Below are 16354 nucleotides of genomic sequence, written 5' to 3'. Positions count from 1 at the left end.
TGCCCGCGTCACCAGTCGTGCATCGTCCCGTCCTGCAGCCGCGCCACCGGCAGATAGGCGCGGCGGTAGGGGAAGGTCGCCGCCAGGTCCTCGTCGATGTCGACGCCAAGGCCCGGCGCGTCCCCCGGATGCAGCAGGCCACCGGCGAAGGTGTAGGCGTGCGGGAAGACCGCGTCGGTCTCGGGGGTGTGGCGCATGTATTCCTGCACCCCGAAGTTCGGGATCGACAGGTCGAAGTGCAGCCCCGCGGCCATCGACACCGGCGACAGATCCGTCGCGCCATGACAGCCGGTGCGCACGCCATAGAGGTCGGCCAGGCTCGCGATCCGCCGCAAGTGGGTGATGCCGCCCGCGTGCGTGACGGTGGCGCGGATGTAATCGATGAGCTGGTTCTCGATCAGGCCCTTGCAGTCCCAGATCGAGTTGAAGATCTCGCCCACCGCCAGCGGCGTCGTCGTGTGCTGGCGGATCAGCCGGAACGCCTCCTGGTTCTCGGCCGGCGTGGCGTCCTCCAGCCAGAACGGCCGGTAGGGCTCGAGGTCCTTGCCCAGCCGCCCGGCCTCGATCGGCTTCAGGCGGTGGTGCGCGTCGTGCAGCAGGTGGATGTCCCACCCCAGCGCCTCGCGAGCCGCCGCGAACAACTCGGGCACGACGCGCAGGTAGGGCTCGCTGGCCCACGTCGTTTCCGTGGGCAGGTCGGCATCGGCCGGCTCGTAGAAGAACTTGTCCTTGGAGACGCCGTAGGTCCCCTTGAAGCCCGGCACGCCCGTCTGCAGCCGCACGGCCTTGTAGCCCGCCGCCTGGTAGTCCTTTGCCGCGGCGAGGGTGTCGGCGATCGTCTCGCCGTTGGCGTGGCCGTAGACCATCACGCCGCTTCGGCAGGCCCCGCCCAGCAGTTGATAGACCGGCAGGCCGGCCAGCTTGCCCTTAATGTCCCACAGCGCCATGTCGACCGCCGAGATGGCGCTCATGGTCACGGGGCCGCGCCGCCAGTAGGCGCCCTTGTAGAGGTACTGCCAGATGTCCTCGATCTGGTGGGCGTCGCGGCCGATCAGGCAGGGGATGACGTGATCGTCCAGATAGCTCTTCACCGACAGCTCGCGGCCGTTCAGCGTGGCGTCGCCGATCCCGTAAGCACCGTCCGACGTCTCGATCTTGAGCGTCACGAAGTTCCGCCCGGGGCAGGTGACGATCGTCCTGGCGGCGGTGATCCTGGGCATGCGGGCCTTTCTGTACTGCCGCCTGCCTAGGCCTCCACTCCGAGGTTGTCAACGATGTGGTCTGACCAATAGAAGATCAGTGTTTGGACCACTTGGAGTCGAACCATGCCGCTTCGCCCGTTCCTCGCGCTCCTGGCCTTCGCGGCGACGGTGTTCGCCACACCTGCCGCCCGCGCCGAGGACGGTTACGACCTCTGGCTCCGCTATCGCCCGGTGGAGGGCGCCGCCGCCGTGGGCCAGGTCACCGTGCTGGGCGACAGCCCGACGCTGACGGCGGTGCGCGCCGAGCTGGAGCGCGGCCTCGCGGGCCTGCGTGGATCCGCCCCCGCTGGACGCACGGCGCTGCTCGCCGGAACCTCGGCTCAGGCCCAGATCGCCGCGCTGAAGCTGCCGCTGCAGGCCGCGGGCGCGGAGGGCTACGTGATCCGCAGCGTCAAGATCGACGGGCGGCCCGCCACGGTCATCGCGGCCAACTCAGACGCCGGCGTGCTCCACGGCGCCTTCGCCTTCCTCCGCGCGGTGCAGACGCGCCAGCCGCTCGACCGCCTCGACATCGTCTCGGCCCCGAAGGTGAAGCTCCGCCTGCTCAACCACTGGGACAATCTCGACCGCTCTGTCGAGCGCGGCTACGCGGGCCAGTCGATCTGGGACTGGTGGAAGCTGCCGGACGTCCGCGATCCCCGCTACGTCGACTACGCCCGCGCCAACGCCTCGCTGGGGATCAACGGCACGGTCCTCAACAACGTCAACGCCAAGGCCGACAGCCTGACCGCCCCCTACGTCGCGAAGGCCGCCGCCGTGGCCGACGTGCTGCGGCCCTACGGGATCAAGGTCTACCTCTCCGCCCGCTTCTCGGCGCCGAAGGAGATCGGCGGCCTGTCCACCGCCGACCCGCTCGACCCCGCCGTCCGCGCCTGGTGGAAGGCCAAGGCCGACGAGATCTACCGGACCATCCCCGACTTCGGCGGCTTCCTGGTCAAGGCCAATTCCGAGGGCCAGCCCGGCCCGCAGGATTACGGCCGCACCCACGCCGACGGCGCCAACATGCTGGCCGAGGCGGTCGGCCCTTACGGCGGCTTCGTGATGTGGCGCGCCTTCGTCTACTCCCACGAACAGCCGGAAGACCGCATCAAGCAGGCCTACAGCGAGTTCGTCCCGCTAGACGGCAAGTTCGCCCCGAACGTCATCATCCAGGTCAAGAACGGGCCGCTCGACTTCCAGCCACGCGAGCCCTTCCACCCGTTGTTCGGCGCCATGCCGAAGACCCCGGTGATGATGGAATTCCAGGTCACCAAGGAATACCTCGGCTTCGCCACCCACCTCGTCTACCAGGGCCCGCTCTGGGAGGAGACGCTGCAGGCCGACACCTGGCGGGCCGGGAAGGGGACCACGGTCGCCAAGGTCGTCGACGGCCAGGCCACGGGCCAGAAGCTGACCGGCATGGCCGGCGTCGCCAACATCGGCTCCGACCGCAACTGGTCGGGCTCGCAGTTCGACCAGGCCAACTGGTACGCCTTCGGCCGCCTGGCGTGGGATCCGGACCTCTCCTCCAAAGCCATCGCCGACGAGTGGCTGCGGATGACCTTCTCCAACGACCCGGCGTTCCTGAAACCCGCCACCGAGCTGATGCTGGGCTCGCGTGAGGCCATGGTCGACTACATGACCCCGCTGGGCCTGCACCACATCATGGGCAAGGGCCACCACTACGGCCCGGCGCCCTGGTACGCGGGCGGCGAGCGCGCCGACTGGACCAGCGTCTACTACCACCGCGCCTCGCCGGACGGGATCGGCTTCGACCGCATGGCCACCGGCACCAACGCCGTCGCCCAGTACGCGCCCCAGGCCGGCAAGGCGCTGGCCGAGGATGAGCGCTTCCTGCTGTGGTTCCACCGCCTGCCCTGGGACTATCGCGTGGAGTCCGGCCGCACCCTCTGGGACGAGTTGGTGGTCCGCTACTCGCGGGGCGTCGACGAGGTAAAGACCATGCGGGCAACCTGGGCGTCGCTCGCGCCCTATGTGGACCCTGAGCGCCACGCCGAGGTCGCCGCCTACCTCGCGGTCCAGGAGCGCGAGGCGCAATGGTGGCGCGACGCCTGCATCGCCTACTTCCAGACGTTCGCGAAGCGGCCTCTGCCGGCCGGCTACGCAGCCCCGCCGCATCCGCTGGAATGGTACGAGGCGCTCCGCTTCCCCTACGCGCCGGGGAACTGACGACCCACTATCGGCGCTGCGCGGCGGACAGCAGGGCCAGCTCGCCGGACGACAGCCGGCGCACGTTGTCGATCTTGCAGCGCTTCAGCCCCGTGTCGGTCCGCGCGAACAGCACGGCGGTATCGTCCTCGCAGACCGGCGCGCCCTGGCTGGACATGGCGGTGATCTTGGTCGCCCGGTCGGCGGCCTGGCACGGCGCCTTCAGCGTCACCTCGTAGATCGCACCGCCCCCGTTCTGGACCAGCAGCGTGCGTTCGCCCGAGCGGCTGGCCGCCTTGATCCTTTGGCCGTTGAAGCATTGCAGAGCCTTCGGCCGCGCGCCTGTTCCGTAGGCATGCGCCTGGGCGGCCGCGTCGAAAACGTTCGGCGGCTCGTACTGCGCCCATGCGGGAGATACGGCCAGCGCCGACACGGCGCTCAGGGCAAACAGCATCGACTTCATGGCGTGTCCTCAGCCAGCTGACGCTGCGAGCTTAACCACGTAACATGTTCGTTGAAAAGGGGCGCGGCTTGCGAGGGTTGCATCCCGAAGCTCAGCCCTTATTCCTCCCCGCAATGCTTTGCCGTCTCCTCTACGTCAGCCGCATCGCGCCCACGGCTTCCGAGCGCCTGACGAGCACGATGGAGCACATCCTGGTCGTTTCCGCGGCGCGAAATCGCCAGGACGCGATCACCGGCTTCCTCCTCGCCGACGGCGAAAGCTTCGTTCAGGTGCTCGAGGGCAGCGATACGCGGGTCACCGCCTGCTACGAACGCATCCTGCAGGACGCGCGCCATACCAACGTGCGGCTGCGGCTGCTGGCCGGGATCGAGGCGCGGCGGTTTCCCCGATGGTCGATGTGCGGCCTGTGCCTCTCCGAACTCGACGACGCCATCCTGAGCCCGCCGGACATCGGCTTCGACGTCACGAGCGCGGACGCGGGCGCGCTGCTGCAGCATCTGGAGGGCCTTGCCCTGCGCAACGCTCGCCGCCTCGACGCCATGCATCAGCAGCTGCTCGCCTCCTAAGGCGCGCAGACTTGAGTGGAAGCGGGCTGATCCGTCCGCCGCGCCCAAATTTTTGATTTTGAGCCTGCCTTATCCGCTTCGGATGAAGTCGGCCGAAAGAAGAAGGGCGGCGCTCGCGCACCGCCCCAGGCAGGACCCGGTCTCGGGGGGAGTGAGACGAGCCGATCAGAACTTGCCGCGGATGCCGATCAGCACGGCGCGGCCCGGCTTGTAGTAGGTGAAGGCGGCGTTCGGATATTCGAAGGTCTGCCGCTGCTCCTCGTCGGTGATGTTGATCACGTCCAGGGTGATGCGCGGCTCGGTGGGCAGCCAGTCGAAGGAATAGCTGGCCGACAGGTCGAGCTGGCCGCGGGCATCGGTGCGGATTTGCGCCACCGGCACGCTGTTCTGGTTGGGCGTCGAGCTGATCTGCTTGTCGTTGTAGGTCCACGACAGCCGGATCGAGGCCGGGCCTTTCTCGTAGTAGCCGGTCAGGTTGTAGGTGTACGGCGAGACCCCGACGGCCACCGGCGGCGCGCCCGCGCCCGAGGCGCTCTGGTAGATGCGCGTGTAGTTGGCCGTGAAGCCCAGGCCGTCCACCACGAAGCTCAGCGGCTGCACCCAGTTCAGCTCGTAGCCGCGGATGGTCAGCACCCCGCCGGCGTTGACCTGCTGGGTCACCGTCACGGTCGCTGCGTCCGCGCCGCCGCGGTTGTTGATCGCGGTCTGTTGGGCCGGCGTCAGGGCATCGAACGGCACACCCAACTGGCGGAACGGGATGGTGTTGGTGCCCTGGATCGTGAAGCCGGTGACCTCCTTCTGGAAGCCGACCACGCCTATGTAGCCTTCCTGGCCGGTGTACCATTCCAGGCCCGCGTCGAAATTGTTCGACTTGAACGGGGTCAGGTTCGGGTTGCCCTGGTTCGCGCTCTGGGCGGACGGGTCGACAAAGGTCGTGCCCGGCAGCATGGCGCTGGGATCCGGCCGTGTCAGGGTGCGCGACGCCGACAGTCGGAACAGCACGTTGTGCGGCATCTCAAGCGAGGCGTTGAACGAGGGCAGGTAGGCGTCGTAGCGAGAGTCGAACGACTGGAAACCCGTGGGCGCGGGCGCGCCAGGCGGCGTGAACGGCCCGGTGATGGTCTGCTCCGTCGAGACGTAACGGACGCCGGCATTGTAGTGCAGCTTGAAGGACTGGAACTCCGACACGCCGTTGAACTCGGCGTACGCCCCCACCGTCTCCTCCTTGATGATCCCGGATCGGGCGGCGGTGGCCGCCGCGGACGAGAAGGGCGCCGCGTCGCTGAAGGCGTCGTAGTTGGTGGCCTTCCGGAAAGCGTCCCAGTCCACCGTGATGAAGCCGGGACCAGGTCGCAGGAAGGAGGCCAGCTGCGACTGCGTCACCGCGGAACCCGCGCGCCCGTCGCAGGCCGGCTGGGGCGCGGGCGCCGGGAAGAACGTCCCGCCGCCGCCGCACACCGCCTGCTGCCACGCCGGGCTGTTGTCCAGCGCCACGATCGAGCGCCGCGCGGTGTCGTAGGCGCCGCCGATCTTCAGGTTCAGGGTCTCGTCGCCGAAGGTGGTGTCGAGGTGGGCGCCCTTGGTCTTGGTGACGCGCCGCTCGTTCTGGATGTTCACCCGGCCGCCCGCGAAAACCCAGCCCAGGGCGGGGTTGTTGAGATCGACGTTGCTCGTGATCGAGGGGAAGGGGCCGCTGGTGTTGTCGTAAGCCACCGTGACGCCGGTGTTCAGCGGCGTGTTGATCAGCACCGTCGGCGCTTCGCGGAAGAACTCGCTCTTGCTCATGTTGAGCTGGCCGTCGACGCGGATCCAGTCGTTCACCTGCCAGCCGAAGCCGGGGTTCAGGTTGAAGAACTTCAGGTCCTCGTCGTACGGCCGGTACTCGAGGAAGAACTGCGAGTTGGCGAAGGTCCCGGCGGTGACGACGTTGTTGGAGTCCACCTTCACGTTCAGGGGGACCATGAAGTTCGAATTGCGGACCACCCAGTTCATGTCGAGCCGCTCGAACTTGCGCTCGGCCTGCGCCAGCAGGGCGTCGAAGTAGAAGTTCAGCGTCTCGGACGGGCGATACTCGAGCGAGACCAGCGCCGCGTCGCGATCCCGACGGCCGGAGCTGTAGGACGGGCGGCCCAGGCGCGGTAGCAGGCCGTCGCTGAGCTGTTGCAGGGACGTGCCGGGGTTGCGCGCCGTCAGGAACGCGTTGTCGATCGCCGTGCCGGCGGTCAGGCCGTTCCCCGCGTTGGCCGGCACGCTCGTGGCGAAGTTGAAGCCGTTGCCGCCGTTGGTGTTGCACCCGGCGCAAACTACGTTGGTGGCGTTGCTCCAGCCGATGGTCTCGAAGCCCTCGGTCAGCACCTTGTTGCGGGCGATCGCCACGCCGACCAGCGCGCCGAACTGGCCGATGTCGGTGTCCCAGGTCTGGCTGGCGATCACCGAACCGCGCGGGCTCCACTTCTTTGAATTCTCGTTGTAGGCGCCCTGCAGCGAATAGGTGAACTGGCGGCCTTCGTGGTCGAACGGCCGGGCGCTGCGCATGTTGACGGTGCCCGAGACGCCGCCTTCCAGCATGTTGGCGACCGGCGTCTTGTTCACGTCCAGGCGGTTGAACAGTTCGGTCGGGAAGACGTCGAGGTCGACCTCGCGGTTCTGGTTCTGGCTGTCGGTGCGGCCCGATGAGGCGACCGCGATCTGGTTGCCGTTCAGCAGGATCTTCGTGAAGTTGGTGCCCAGGCCGCGGATGGCGATGTTCAGGCCTTCCCCGGTGATCTCGCGGGTGAGCTGCACACCGGGAATGCGGTTCAGCGATTCCGCCAGGTTGGTGTCTGGGAACTTGCCGATGTCCTCGGCGAAGATGCTGTCCTGGAAGCCGGTGGCCTCACGCTTGGCCGTGGTCGACTCCGCCAGGCTGCGGCGGAAGCCCATGACCACGATCTCGTCGACCGCGGCGGCGCCCGACGGGGCTGAGCTCTGCGCCTGGGCCTGGGTGCCCAGGCAGGTCGCAAGGCAGGTCGCGCCCAGAAGCACGGCCTTCGTACGCACAGACATCTTCTGTGTGGAAGAATTCATGTTTCCCGTCCCCTGGGTGCGTGTCGGACACGCCCCTGTTGTTCTTTGTGCGCAGTCGCATCGGCCGGCCTTTTGACCGTGCCGTTTCTTGGAGAAGCTCTCTGGCCGCCCTGCTTTACCCCGTAATGATAGCGGTCACATTGGGACTGGTACTAGGTCAGTTCTTTTGTGTCAATACGGTCTGACCGATGTGGGACGGTAGGTCAGACCAATGAAATCGAGCGCCCGGTTCGACGGGGCTTGAGAAGCGCGGCCGGGTAGGCGAGAGCTACGGCAACAGGGGAGAAAAGGCTTGGAGCCGAAACCGGCACGGCGACAGAGAAGTTCGCTGACGATCCATGACGTCGCGCGCTTCGCCGGCGTATCTCCGATGACCGTGTCGCGGGTGATCAACGGCGAGAAGAACGTTCGCGACTCGACCCGCGCGGCGGTGAATGCGGCGATCCGCGAGCTGAACTACGCCCCCAATCCGGCCGCTCGCAGCTTGGCCGGCGCCGACCTCGTGCGGATCGGCCTGCTCTACTCCAACCCGTCCGCGGCCTATCTGAGCGAGTTCCTGGTCGGCAGCCTGGACCAGACCAGCCGCGGCAACATCCAGCTGATCGTCGAGAAGTGCGACGACGAGCGGGCCGAGACAGCGGCCACGCGCCTGGTCGCCGCCGGGGTGGACGGCATCATCCTGCCGCCGCCGCTCTGCGACAACGCCGCCGTCACCCGGGCCCTGGCCGACGCCAACATCCCGGCCGTCGCGGTCGCCACGGGCCAGCCGCCCGCCGACGCTTCGGCCGTTCGCATCGACGACTTCGCCGCTGCACAGGCCATGACCCGCCACCTGATCGGCCTGGGCCACCGCCGCATCGGCTTCATCAAGGGCCACCCCAACCAGACCGCCAGCCGCCAGCGCCTTGAAGGGCACCTGGCCGCCCTGGCCGAGGCCGGGATCGCCGCAGACGACCGGCTGGTGGTGCAGGGCTACTTCACGTACCGCTCTGGATTCGAGGCGGCCGAGCAACTGATGGCCATCGCGCCGCCGGTCACCGCCATCTTCGCCAGCAACGACGACATGGCCGCCGCCGCCATCGCCGTGGCCCACCGCCGCGGCCTGGACGTCCCGCGCGACCTCACGGTGGTCGGCTTCGACGACAGCGCGCTCGCCACCACCGTCTGGCCCGAACTCACCACCATCCGCCAGCCCATCGCCGACATGTCGCGCCAGGCGGTCATCCTGCTCGCCGACGAGATCCGCAGCCGCCGCGCCGGCGAAAAGGCCCAGCATCCTCACGCTGTGCAGGACTTCACCCTGGTCCGCCGCCAATCCGACGGCCCGCCGAAGGGGGAGGGGCGCAAACCTCCTCACCCGTAGGGGGAGGGGGACCGCCCGAAGGGCGGCGGAGGGGGAACACTCCAAGCTCGGCGCTTCCGGCATGCCCCCCCACCATGCTGCGCATGGTCTCCCTCCCCCTACGGGTGAGGAGAAGGGAAGCAGCCTATCGGCCCCTCACGGCCTGAACAGCCCGAGCGGCACGGCGGCCGCCATCGCCCGGTAGCCCGCCATCGACGGGTGCAGGTGGTCTCCGGAGTCCAGGTCGGCCCGCATCCGATCGGTCTGGGCCGGGTCGCGCGTCACGGCGTCGAAGTCGATCACCGCGTCGAAGTTTCCGGGCGCACGGATCCAGGCGTTCAGCGCCTGGCGGTCGGCCTCATGGGCCGCGTCGGGCTTATAGAACGAGCCGGCGAAGGGCAGGATCGTGGCGCCGATCACCTTGATCCCGCGGGCCCGGGCGCGGGCCACCATCTGGCGATAGACGCCGATCATGTCGGCCACCAGCCGGGCGTGGGCTTCAGTTGACATCGGCCCGGCCTGGGCGGCGGTCCCTAGGTCGTTCACGCCCTCAAGCACGATCAGATAGCGGGCGCCGGGCTGGGCCAGCACGTCGCGTTCGAAGCGCGCCAGGGCGTTCGGGCCCAGCCCGTCGTTCAGCAGCCGGTTGCCGCTGATGCCGTGGTTCAGCACCGACAGGTGGCGCAGCTTGGGGTCGGCCTGCAGGCGCTCGGCAAGGACGTCGGGCCAGCGCTCGTCGCGCTCGGCCGCCACGCCGAACCCGTCGGTGATCGAGTCGCCGAAGGTCACGATCGCCGCGCTCTTCGTCGCCGCGGGCACGTCGATGGCGGCGATCTGGTACCAGCGCACCACCGTCGCCGCGCCAGGCAGGTCGGCGTCGCCCGCCTTGCGGCCGTGCACGTAGAACGTCGTCGAGCGCGAGCCCGGATGCCCGGTTAGTCCCGCCGGCGCTTGGGGCAGGTGGAAGCTGATCGCCACCCGCTCCATCGGCTTTACCGGGTAGGCCACGGGGTCGGACAGGTACTCCGCGCCCGCTGGGATGGTGACCTCGGGCCGTCCGTTGAACGTCACGGCTCGGTCGCTGGCCGGGTCGATGGCCGGCGTGCCTGGCGCGGTCGGCCGGGCCACATGCACCGCCGAAAAGCTGAGCGGCGACGTCCCGAACGCGTTCGACAGCTTGATCCGGATCCGCGGGCCACCGGCGGTGACGCGCACCACCTGGCGCATCGTCGCGTCGGTCAGGGCCTCGGCGGGCAGGGCATTGCGCGGCTCCGGGACCTGCTGCGAGGCCGCCCAGGCGCCGACCCAAGCCGGCTCGCGCGCGGCCGCCGGCATCGTGATCGACACCGCGAGCAGCATTGCGGCGGCCTGCCTGCGCAAGCCAAGTAAGATGACGCTCCGCCTCACGTTTTCCTCGCCTCGGTATGCCGGCTCGTGGAACGGCCGATCTGGAAACCCCACCTTGACAGGTCAGGCCTCGGATTGATAGCGCTACCAAAAATAGGGAGGTCTGACCATGGGCGGAGCCGCGACGCGGCCGACGGCCTTTCTGCCCGGCGACTGGCAGGTGGCGATGCTCGTGGGGCGTATTCAGACCGCCGCCGGGCCGACGCCGGTTCTGTGTCGGGCCGGCCGCCTGTTCGACGTCTCCCGCACCGCCGCCACCGTTTCCGAGCTGCTCAACCTCGATGTCTCCACCGTGAGCGGCCGTGACCTGGGTCCTATCGAAGACTTTGATTTCGCCGGCCAACCGCTGCTGGCCCCCGTCGACCTGCAGTGCGTGAAAGCCGCCGGGGTCACCTTCGCGGTCTCGGCCGTCGAGCGGGTGATCGAGGAGCGGGCGCGAGGCGACGCCGCCAAGGCCGAGGCCATCCGCGCTGACCTGCGCGACCGCGTGGGCGCCGACATCCGAGCCGTTGTCCCGGGCAGCGACGCCGCCGCGAAGCTCAAGGCCGCCCTGATCGCCGACGGCCTCTGGTCGCAGTACCTCGAAGTCGCCATCGGACCCGACGCCGAGATTTTCACCAAGGCCCCGGTGCTGTCGGCCGTCGGCCACGGCGCCCAGGTGGGCATCCGTTCCGATTCCGCCTGGAACAACCCCGAGCCCGAGGTCGTCCTAATCTGCGATCGCAATGGCCGCGCCGTCGGCGCCACCCTCGGCAACGACGTCAACCTGCGCGATTTCGAGGGCCGCTCGGCGCTCCTGCTGGGCAAGGCCAAGGACAACAACGCGTCGTGCGCGCTGGGCCCCTTCATCCGCCTCTTCGACGAGGCCTTCACCGTCGACGACGTCCGGAACGCCCGCGTCGACCTCGTCATCGAGGGCCGCGACAACTACCGGCTCGAAGGCCACAGCTCGATGGACCAGATCAGCCGCGACCCGCTGGACCTGGTCCGCCAGGCGCTCTCCGAGCACCAGTACCCCGACGGCTTCGCCCTGTTCCTGGGCACGCTGTTCGCGCCCACCCAGGATCGCGAGGCGGCGGGGCAGGGGTTCACCCACAAGGTCGGCGACGTGGTGCGGGTGTCGAGCCCGCGCCTGGGCGTGCTGGAGAACGAGGTGACGACCTCGAAGGCCGCCGCGCCCTGGACGTTCGGCGTCGGCGACCTGATGCGAAACCTCGCCGGACGCGGCCTCCTCCTCCCCCAGGCAGCGCAATGACCGAGACACTTCCCCAGTACATCGGCGGCGAGCGCGTAAGCGCCCAGGCGGCCGAGGACAGTACGAACCCTTCGAACACGACCGACGTCGTGGCCCACGTGCCGCGTGGCGGCGAGGCCGAGGTGGCCGCCGCGGTCTCCGCCGCCCAGGGCGCCTTTCCCGCCTGGTCCGAAGCCTCCCCAGAGGTCCGCTCCGACCTGCTCGACAAGGTGGGCGACACCATCCTGAAGCGCCGCGAGGAACTTGGCCGGCTGCTGTCGCGCGAGGAGGGCAAGACCCTGCCCGAGGGCATCGGCGAGACCGTCCGCGCCGGCCGCATCTTCAAGTACTTCGCCGGCGAGGCCCTGCGCCGCCACGGCCAGAACCTGGACTCCGTCCGCCCCGGCGTGGAGATCCAGACCTATCGCCAGGCGGTCGGCGTCTTCGGCCTGATCACCCCCTGGAACTTCCCGATCGCCATCCCGGCCTGGAAAACCGCCCCGGCCCTGGCCTTCGGCAACACCGTGGTCCTGAAGCCCGCCGGTCCCACGCCCGCCACCGCCGCGGCCCTGTCCGAGATCATCTGGGAGTGCGGCGCGCCGGCCGGCGTCTTCAACATGATCTTCGGGCCGGGCGCCATGGGCGCGAAACTGGTGGACCATCCGGGCGTCGACGGCGTCTCGTTCACCGGCTCGCAGGGCGTGGGCGCCACCGTCGCCGAGGCCGCCGTGAAGCGCCAGGCCCGGGTCCAGCTGGAGATGGGCGGCAAGAACCCGCTGGTGATCCTGGACGACGCCGATCTCGACCGCGCCGTCATGGTGGCCCTCGACGGCTCGTTCTTCGCCACCGGCCAGCGCTGCACCGCCTCCAGCCGCATCATCGTCACCGACGCCATCCACGACCGCTTCGTCGCCGCCCTGGCCGAGAAGGTCGCGGCCCTGCGTGTCGGCGACGCCCTGGCCCCCGACACCCAGATGGGCCCGGCGGTCAGCGAGGCGCAGATGGAGACCAGCTACCGCTACATCGACGTGGCGAAGTCCGAGGGCGGCCGCATCGTCACCGGCGGCGGGCGGCTGAAGCTCGAAAACCCCGGCTGGTACGTCCAACCCACCCTGATCGCCGACACCGATCCCGCCATGCGGATCAACAACGAGGAGGTGTTCGGCCCGGTCGCCTCCACCGTCCGCGTGAAGGACTACGACGAGGCCCTGGCGGTGGCCAACGGCGGCGACTTCGGCCTCTCCGCCGGCATCGTCACGACCTCGCTGAAATACGCCCGCGACTTCCAGCGCCGGGTCCGCGCGGGGATGGTGATGGTCAACCTGCCGACGGCCGGCGTCGACTACCACGTGCCCTTCGGCGGCTCGAAGAAGTCCAGCTATGGCGCCCGCGAGCAGGGCTTCTCCGCCGTCGAGTTCTACACCCAGACCAAGACGGCCTACTCATGGGCGTGAACGTGTCCGTGACGCCGCGGGGCGCCGTCTATCCTAGCCTGGAGGGCAAACGCGTTGTCGTCACCGGCGGCGGCTCGGGCATCGGCGCGGGCCTCGTGGAGGCCTTTGTCGCCCAGGGCGCCGAGGTCCACTTCGTCGACGTGCTGGAGACCGAGTCCCGCGCCCTGGTCGCCAACCTCACCGAGGCTCGGATCCCGCCCACCTTCCACACCCTGGACCTGCGCGACGCCGACGCCATCGCCGCCTTTTTCAAGGCGCTGGGGCCCTTGGACGTGCTGGTCAACAACGCCGGCAACGACGACCGCCACACCCTGGCCGACGTCACCCCCGCCTACTTCGACGACCGCATCGCGGTGAACCTGCGCCACATGGTGTTCTGCGCCCAGGCGGTGGTGGAGGGGATGAAGGCCAGGGGCGGCGGCGCGATCATCAACTTCGGCTCGATCTCCTGGCACCTCGGCCTGCCCGACCTGGTGCTCTACGAGACCGCCAAGGCCGGTATCGAGGGTATGACCCGCGCGCTCGCCCGCGAACTCGGCCCCTCCGGCATCCGCGTCACCTGCATCGCGCCCGGCAACGTCCGCACGCCCCGCCAGATGAAGTGGTACACCCCCGAGGGCGAGGCCGAGATCGTGGCCCAGCAATGCCTGGAGGGCCGCATCGAGCCGCGCGACGTCGCCGCCCTGGTCCTGTTCCTGGCCTCGGACGACGCCCGTTTCTGCACCGGCCACGAGTACTGGATCGACGCGGGCTGGCGATGAGCGATCCCCGGCCCGAATGCGTCCTGAGGTGCGCCTGCGAACTGGGCGAGGGGCCGGTCTGGCGCGCGGCCGACCGGGCGCTCTGGTTCGTCGACATCAAGGGCCTGCGCATCCACCGCTACGAGCCGGCCAGCGGCGCCGCCTTCAGCTGGGCCGCCCCGGCCCAGCCGGGGTTCATCGCCCCCACCCAGGACGGCGGCTGGATCGCCGGCCTGAAGACCGGCCTGCACCGCTTCGATCCGAAATCCGGCCGCTTCGAGTTGATGACCGCCGTCGAGGACCCCGCCCTGGGCAACCGACTGAACGACGGCTTCGTCGACGCCAAGGGACGCCTTTGGTTCGGCTCGATGCATGACGGCGAGACCGATTTGACAGGCGCCCTCTACCGCCTGGACGCCCAGGGCCTGCGCCGCATGGACGACGGGTACTGCATCACCAACGGCCCGGCGGTCAGCCCCGACGGCCGCACGCTCTACCATACCGACACGCTGAAGAAGACGCTCTACGCCTTCGACCTCGCCCCCGACGGCAGCCTCTCCAACAAGCGCGTCTTCGCCCGGATCGAGGACGGCGCCGGCTATCCCGACGGCCCCGCCGTCGACGCGGAGGGCTGCGTCTGGACCGGCCTCTTCGCCGGCTGGGGCGCGCGCCGATATTCGCCCAAGGGCCAGCAGATCGGCTTCGTCCGCCTGCCGGTCGCCAATGTCACCAAGCTCGCCTTCGCCGGCCCGGACCTCACGACCGTCTACGCCACCACGGCCTGGAAGGGACTGTCTCCGGCCGAGCGCGAGGCCCAGCCCCTGGCCGGCGGCCTGTTCCGGTTCGACGTCGACACGCCCGGCCTGCCGCAGCACGATGTGCGCCATGCCTGACCGCACGCCCGCGCGCCCGTTCCGTTCGCGCGACTGGTTCGCCGACCCCGCCCGCTCCGACATGACCGCCCTCTATCTGGAGCGGTTCATGAACTATGGGATCACGCCGGACGAGCTGCAGTCGGGTCGTCCGATCATCGGCATCGCCCAGACCGGTAGCGACCTTTCGCCCTGCAACCGCATCCACCTCGAGCTGGCGAAGCGGGTGCGCGACGGGATCCGCGACGCGGGCGGCGTGCCCATCGAGTTTCCGGTCCATCCAATCTTCGAGAACTGCCGCCGCCCCACCGCGGCCCTGGACCGCAACCTGGCCTACCTCGGCCTGGTCGAGACCCTCTACGGCTACCCGATCGACGCCGTCGTGCTCACCACGGGCTGCGACAAGACCACCCCCAGCGGGATCATGGCCGTCTCCACGGTCGACATCCCGGCCATCGTGCTGTCGGGCGGCCCCATGCTGGACGGCTGGCACGAGGGCGAGTTGGTCGGCTCGGGCACCGTCATCTGGCGCTCGCGCCGCAAGTTGGCGGCGGGCGAGATCGACGAGGCCGAGTTCCTGCGCCGCGCCACCGCCTCGGCGCCGTCGGCCGGCCACTGCAACACGATGGGCACCGCCTCGACCATGAACGCGGTGGCCGAGGCGCTGGGCCTGTCGCTGCCCGGCTGCGCGGCCATCCCGGCGCCCTATCGCGAGCGCGGCCAGATGGCCTACGAGACCGGTCGCCGGATCGTGGAGATGGCCTACGAGGACCTGCGCCCCTCGAAGATCCTCGACCGCGCCGCCTTCCTCAACGCGATCAAGACCGTCAGCGCCATCGGCGGCTCGTCCAACGCCCAGCCGCACATCGTCGCCATGGCCCGCCACGCCGGCGTCGAGCTCGCGCCCGACGATTGGAGCGTCCACGGCCTGGACGTGCCGCTGCTGGTCAACATGCAGCCGGCCGGGAAGTATCTGGGCGAGCGTTTCCACCGCGCTGGCGGTGTCCCGGCCGTGCTCTGGGAACTGCTGCGCGCGGGAGAGCTGGCGGGCGACTGCCTAACGGTCACGGGCCGCACGATCGCTGAAAACATCGTCGGTCACGAGAGCCAAGACCGCGAGGTGATTTTCCCCTACGCCGCGCCCCTGCGCGAACGCGCCGGCTTCGTGGTGCTGAAGGGCAATCTGTTCGACTTCGCGATCATGAAGACCTCGGTCATCTCCGAGGAGTTCCGCGCGCGCTACCTTAGCGAGCCGGGTCGGGAGGGGGTCTTTGAGGCCCGTGCCATCGTCTTCGACGGCTCGGACGACTATCACCACCGCATCAACGACCCGGCGCTGGCCATCGACGAGCGCTGCATCTTGGTGATCCGGGGGGCAGGTCCGCTGGGCTGGCCGGGGTCGGCCGAGGTGGTCAACATGCAGCCGCCGGACGCCCTCATCCAGCGCGGAATCCTGAGCCTGCCGACCTTGGGCGACGGCCGCCAGTCGGGCACGTCGGACAGCCCCTCGATCCTCAATGCCTCGCCCGAGAGCGCGGCGGGGGGCGGCCTGGAGTGGCTGCGGACGGGCGATGTCATCCGCGTCGACCTGAATACAGGCCGCTGCGATGCGCTGGTGGAGGAGGGGGAGATCGCGCGGCGCAGGGCCGAGGCCCCGCCGCCGGTTCCCCAGAGCCATACGCCCTGGGAGGAACTCTATCGCGAGAAGACCGGCCAGCTCGCCGACGGCGCCGTGCTGGAGATGGCCGTGAAGTATCGCGGCGTGGCGGCCAGGACCCCACGCCACAACCACTGAGGTCG

Annotated in this window: 12 protein-coding genes; 8 read left to right on the top strand and 4 right to left on the bottom strand. The window is 69.3% G+C overall.

All coding sequences use genetic code 11. The features are described 5' to 3' along the window. Positions 1-8: 8 nt before the first annotated feature. Positions 9-1220 carry a D-mannonate dehydratase ManD gene (gene manD / locus ACODSY_RS07110; protein ID WP_488951012.1) on the bottom strand — a complete coding sequence of 404 codons (1212 nt, stop codon included), beginning with the start codon at positions 1218-1220 and terminating at the stop codon, positions 9-11. Between the two features lie 105 nt (positions 1221-1325). Here manD and ACODSY_RS07105 point away from each other — a divergent pair, with 105 nt between their 5' ends. Continuing rightward, complete coding sequence (locus ACODSY_RS07105; RefSeq protein WP_488951011.1) at positions 1326-3431, top strand: alpha-glucuronidase family glycosyl hydrolase; 2106 nt, start codon at positions 1326-1328, stop codon at positions 3429-3431. Positions 3432-3438: 7 nt separating this feature from the next. Here the strand turns inward: ACODSY_RS07105 and ACODSY_RS07100 are convergent, their stop codons facing one another. Further along, the gene (locus tag ACODSY_RS07100) at positions 3439-3873 is read right to left on the bottom strand and encodes a DUF6491 family protein (RefSeq protein WP_488951010.1); all 435 of its coding nucleotides are present in this window, start codon (positions 3871-3873) and stop codon (positions 3439-3441) included. Positions 3874-3917: 44 nt separating this feature from the next. Between ACODSY_RS07100 and ACODSY_RS07095 the strand changes: the two genes are divergently transcribed. Then, positions 3918-4439: a BLUF domain-containing protein gene (locus tag ACODSY_RS07095; protein WP_488951009.1), complete on the top strand. Its 522-nt coding sequence runs from the start codon at positions 3918-3920 to the stop codon at positions 4437-4439. A gap of 165 nt (positions 4440-4604) precedes the next feature. Here ACODSY_RS07095 and ACODSY_RS07090 read toward each other — a convergent pair whose 3' ends face one another. After that, a complete protein-coding gene (locus ACODSY_RS07090; RefSeq protein WP_488951086.1) occupies positions 4605-7484 on the bottom strand; it encodes a TonB-dependent receptor in 2880 nt (959 codons plus the stop codon). A gap of 313 nt (positions 7485-7797) precedes the next feature. On the opposite strand from ACODSY_RS07090, the gene ACODSY_RS07085 reads away from it, so the two are divergent. Further along, complete coding sequence (locus ACODSY_RS07085) at positions 7798-8868, top strand: LacI family DNA-binding transcriptional regulator (protein WP_488951008.1); 1071 nt, start codon at positions 7798-7800, stop codon at positions 8866-8868. A 135-nt stretch (positions 8869-9003) separates the two neighbouring features. Here ACODSY_RS07085 and ACODSY_RS07080 read toward each other — a convergent pair whose 3' ends face one another. Further along, complete coding sequence (locus tag ACODSY_RS07080; RefSeq protein ID WP_488951007.1) at positions 9004-10206, bottom strand: SGNH/GDSL hydrolase family protein; 1203 nt, start codon at positions 10204-10206, stop codon at positions 9004-9006. Positions 10207-10363: 157 nt separating this feature from the next. On the opposite strand from ACODSY_RS07080, the gene ACODSY_RS07075 reads away from it, so the two are divergent. Genes ACODSY_RS07075 through ACODSY_RS07055 form a run of 5 tightly spaced genes read left to right on the top strand, consistent with a single transcriptional unit; the run spans position 10364 to position 16349 of the window. Next, the gene (locus ACODSY_RS07075) at positions 10364-11509 is read left to right on the top strand and encodes a fumarylacetoacetate hydrolase family protein (protein WP_488951006.1); all 1146 of its coding nucleotides are present in this window, start codon (positions 10364-10366) and stop codon (positions 11507-11509) included. Further along, positions 11506-12942 carry an aldehyde dehydrogenase family protein gene (locus tag ACODSY_RS07070; protein ID WP_488951005.1) on the top strand — a complete coding sequence of 479 codons (1437 nt, stop codon included), beginning with the start codon at positions 11506-11508 and terminating at the stop codon, positions 12940-12942. Before ACODSY_RS07075 ends, ACODSY_RS07070 begins: the two co-directional genes overlap by 4 nt. Then, positions 12933-13703 (top strand): D-xylose 1-dehydrogenase, encoded by a 771-nt coding sequence (gene xylB / locus ACODSY_RS07065; protein WP_488951004.1) that lies wholly within the window; start codon positions 12933-12935, stop codon positions 13701-13703. The genes ACODSY_RS07070 and xylB overlap by 10 nt, the downstream gene beginning before the upstream one ends. Beyond that, positions 13700-14575, top strand: coding sequence for an SMP-30/gluconolactonase/LRE family protein (locus tag ACODSY_RS07060; protein WP_488951003.1), 876 nt, complete (start codon positions 13700-13702; stop codon positions 14573-14575). Before xylB ends, ACODSY_RS07060 begins: the two co-directional genes overlap by 4 nt. After that, complete coding sequence (locus ACODSY_RS07055; protein WP_488951002.1) at positions 14568-16349, top strand: IlvD/Edd family dehydratase; 1782 nt, start codon at positions 14568-14570, stop codon at positions 16347-16349. The genes ACODSY_RS07060 and ACODSY_RS07055 overlap by 8 nt, the downstream gene beginning before the upstream one ends. The last annotated feature ends 5 nt before the right edge of the window (positions 16350-16354 follow it).

Source organism: Phenylobacterium sp. FG114, assembly GCF_057809855.1.
This window is presented reverse-complemented; position numbering and strand designations above follow the sequence as displayed.

Bases quoted from the DNA above. Each gene is read 5' to 3' on its own strand.
- xylB (WP_488951004.1), top strand. From the start codon at position 12,933: ATGGGCGTGAACGTGTCCGTGACGCCGCGGGGCGCCGTCTATCCTAGC.
- ACODSY_RS07075 (WP_488951006.1), top strand. From the start codon at position 10,364: ATGGGCGGAGCCGCGACGCGGCCGACGGCCTTTCTGCCCGGCGACTGG.
- ACODSY_RS07060 (WP_488951003.1), top strand. From the start codon at position 13,700: ATGAGCGATCCCCGGCCCGAATGCGTCCTGAGGTGCGCCTGCGAACTG.
- ACODSY_RS07080 (WP_488951007.1), bottom strand. From the start codon at position 10,206: ATGCTGCTCGCGGTGTCGATCACGATGCCGGCGGCCGCGCGCGAGCCG.
- ACODSY_RS07090 (WP_488951086.1), bottom strand. From the start codon at position 7,484: ATGTCTGTGCGTACGAAGGCCGTGCTTCTGGGCGCGACCTGCCTTGCG.
- ACODSY_RS07105 (WP_488951011.1), top strand. From the start codon at position 1,326: ATGCCGCTTCGCCCGTTCCTCGCGCTCCTGGCCTTCGCGGCGACGGTG.
- ACODSY_RS07095 (WP_488951009.1), top strand. From the start codon at position 3,918: ATGTTCGTTGAAAAGGGGCGCGGCTTGCGAGGGTTGCATCCCGAAGCT.
- ACODSY_RS07055 (WP_488951002.1), top strand. From the start codon at position 14,568: ATGCCTGACCGCACGCCCGCGCGCCCGTTCCGTTCGCGCGACTGGTTC.
- manD (WP_488951012.1), bottom strand. From the start codon at position 1,220: ATGCCCAGGATCACCGCCGCCAGGACGATCGTCACCTGCCCCGGGCGG.
- ACODSY_RS07100 (WP_488951010.1), bottom strand. From the start codon at position 3,873: ATGAAGTCGATGCTGTTTGCCCTGAGCGCCGTGTCGGCGCTGGCCGTA.
- ACODSY_RS07070 (WP_488951005.1), top strand. From the start codon at position 11,506: ATGACCGAGACACTTCCCCAGTACATCGGCGGCGAGCGCGTAAGCGCC.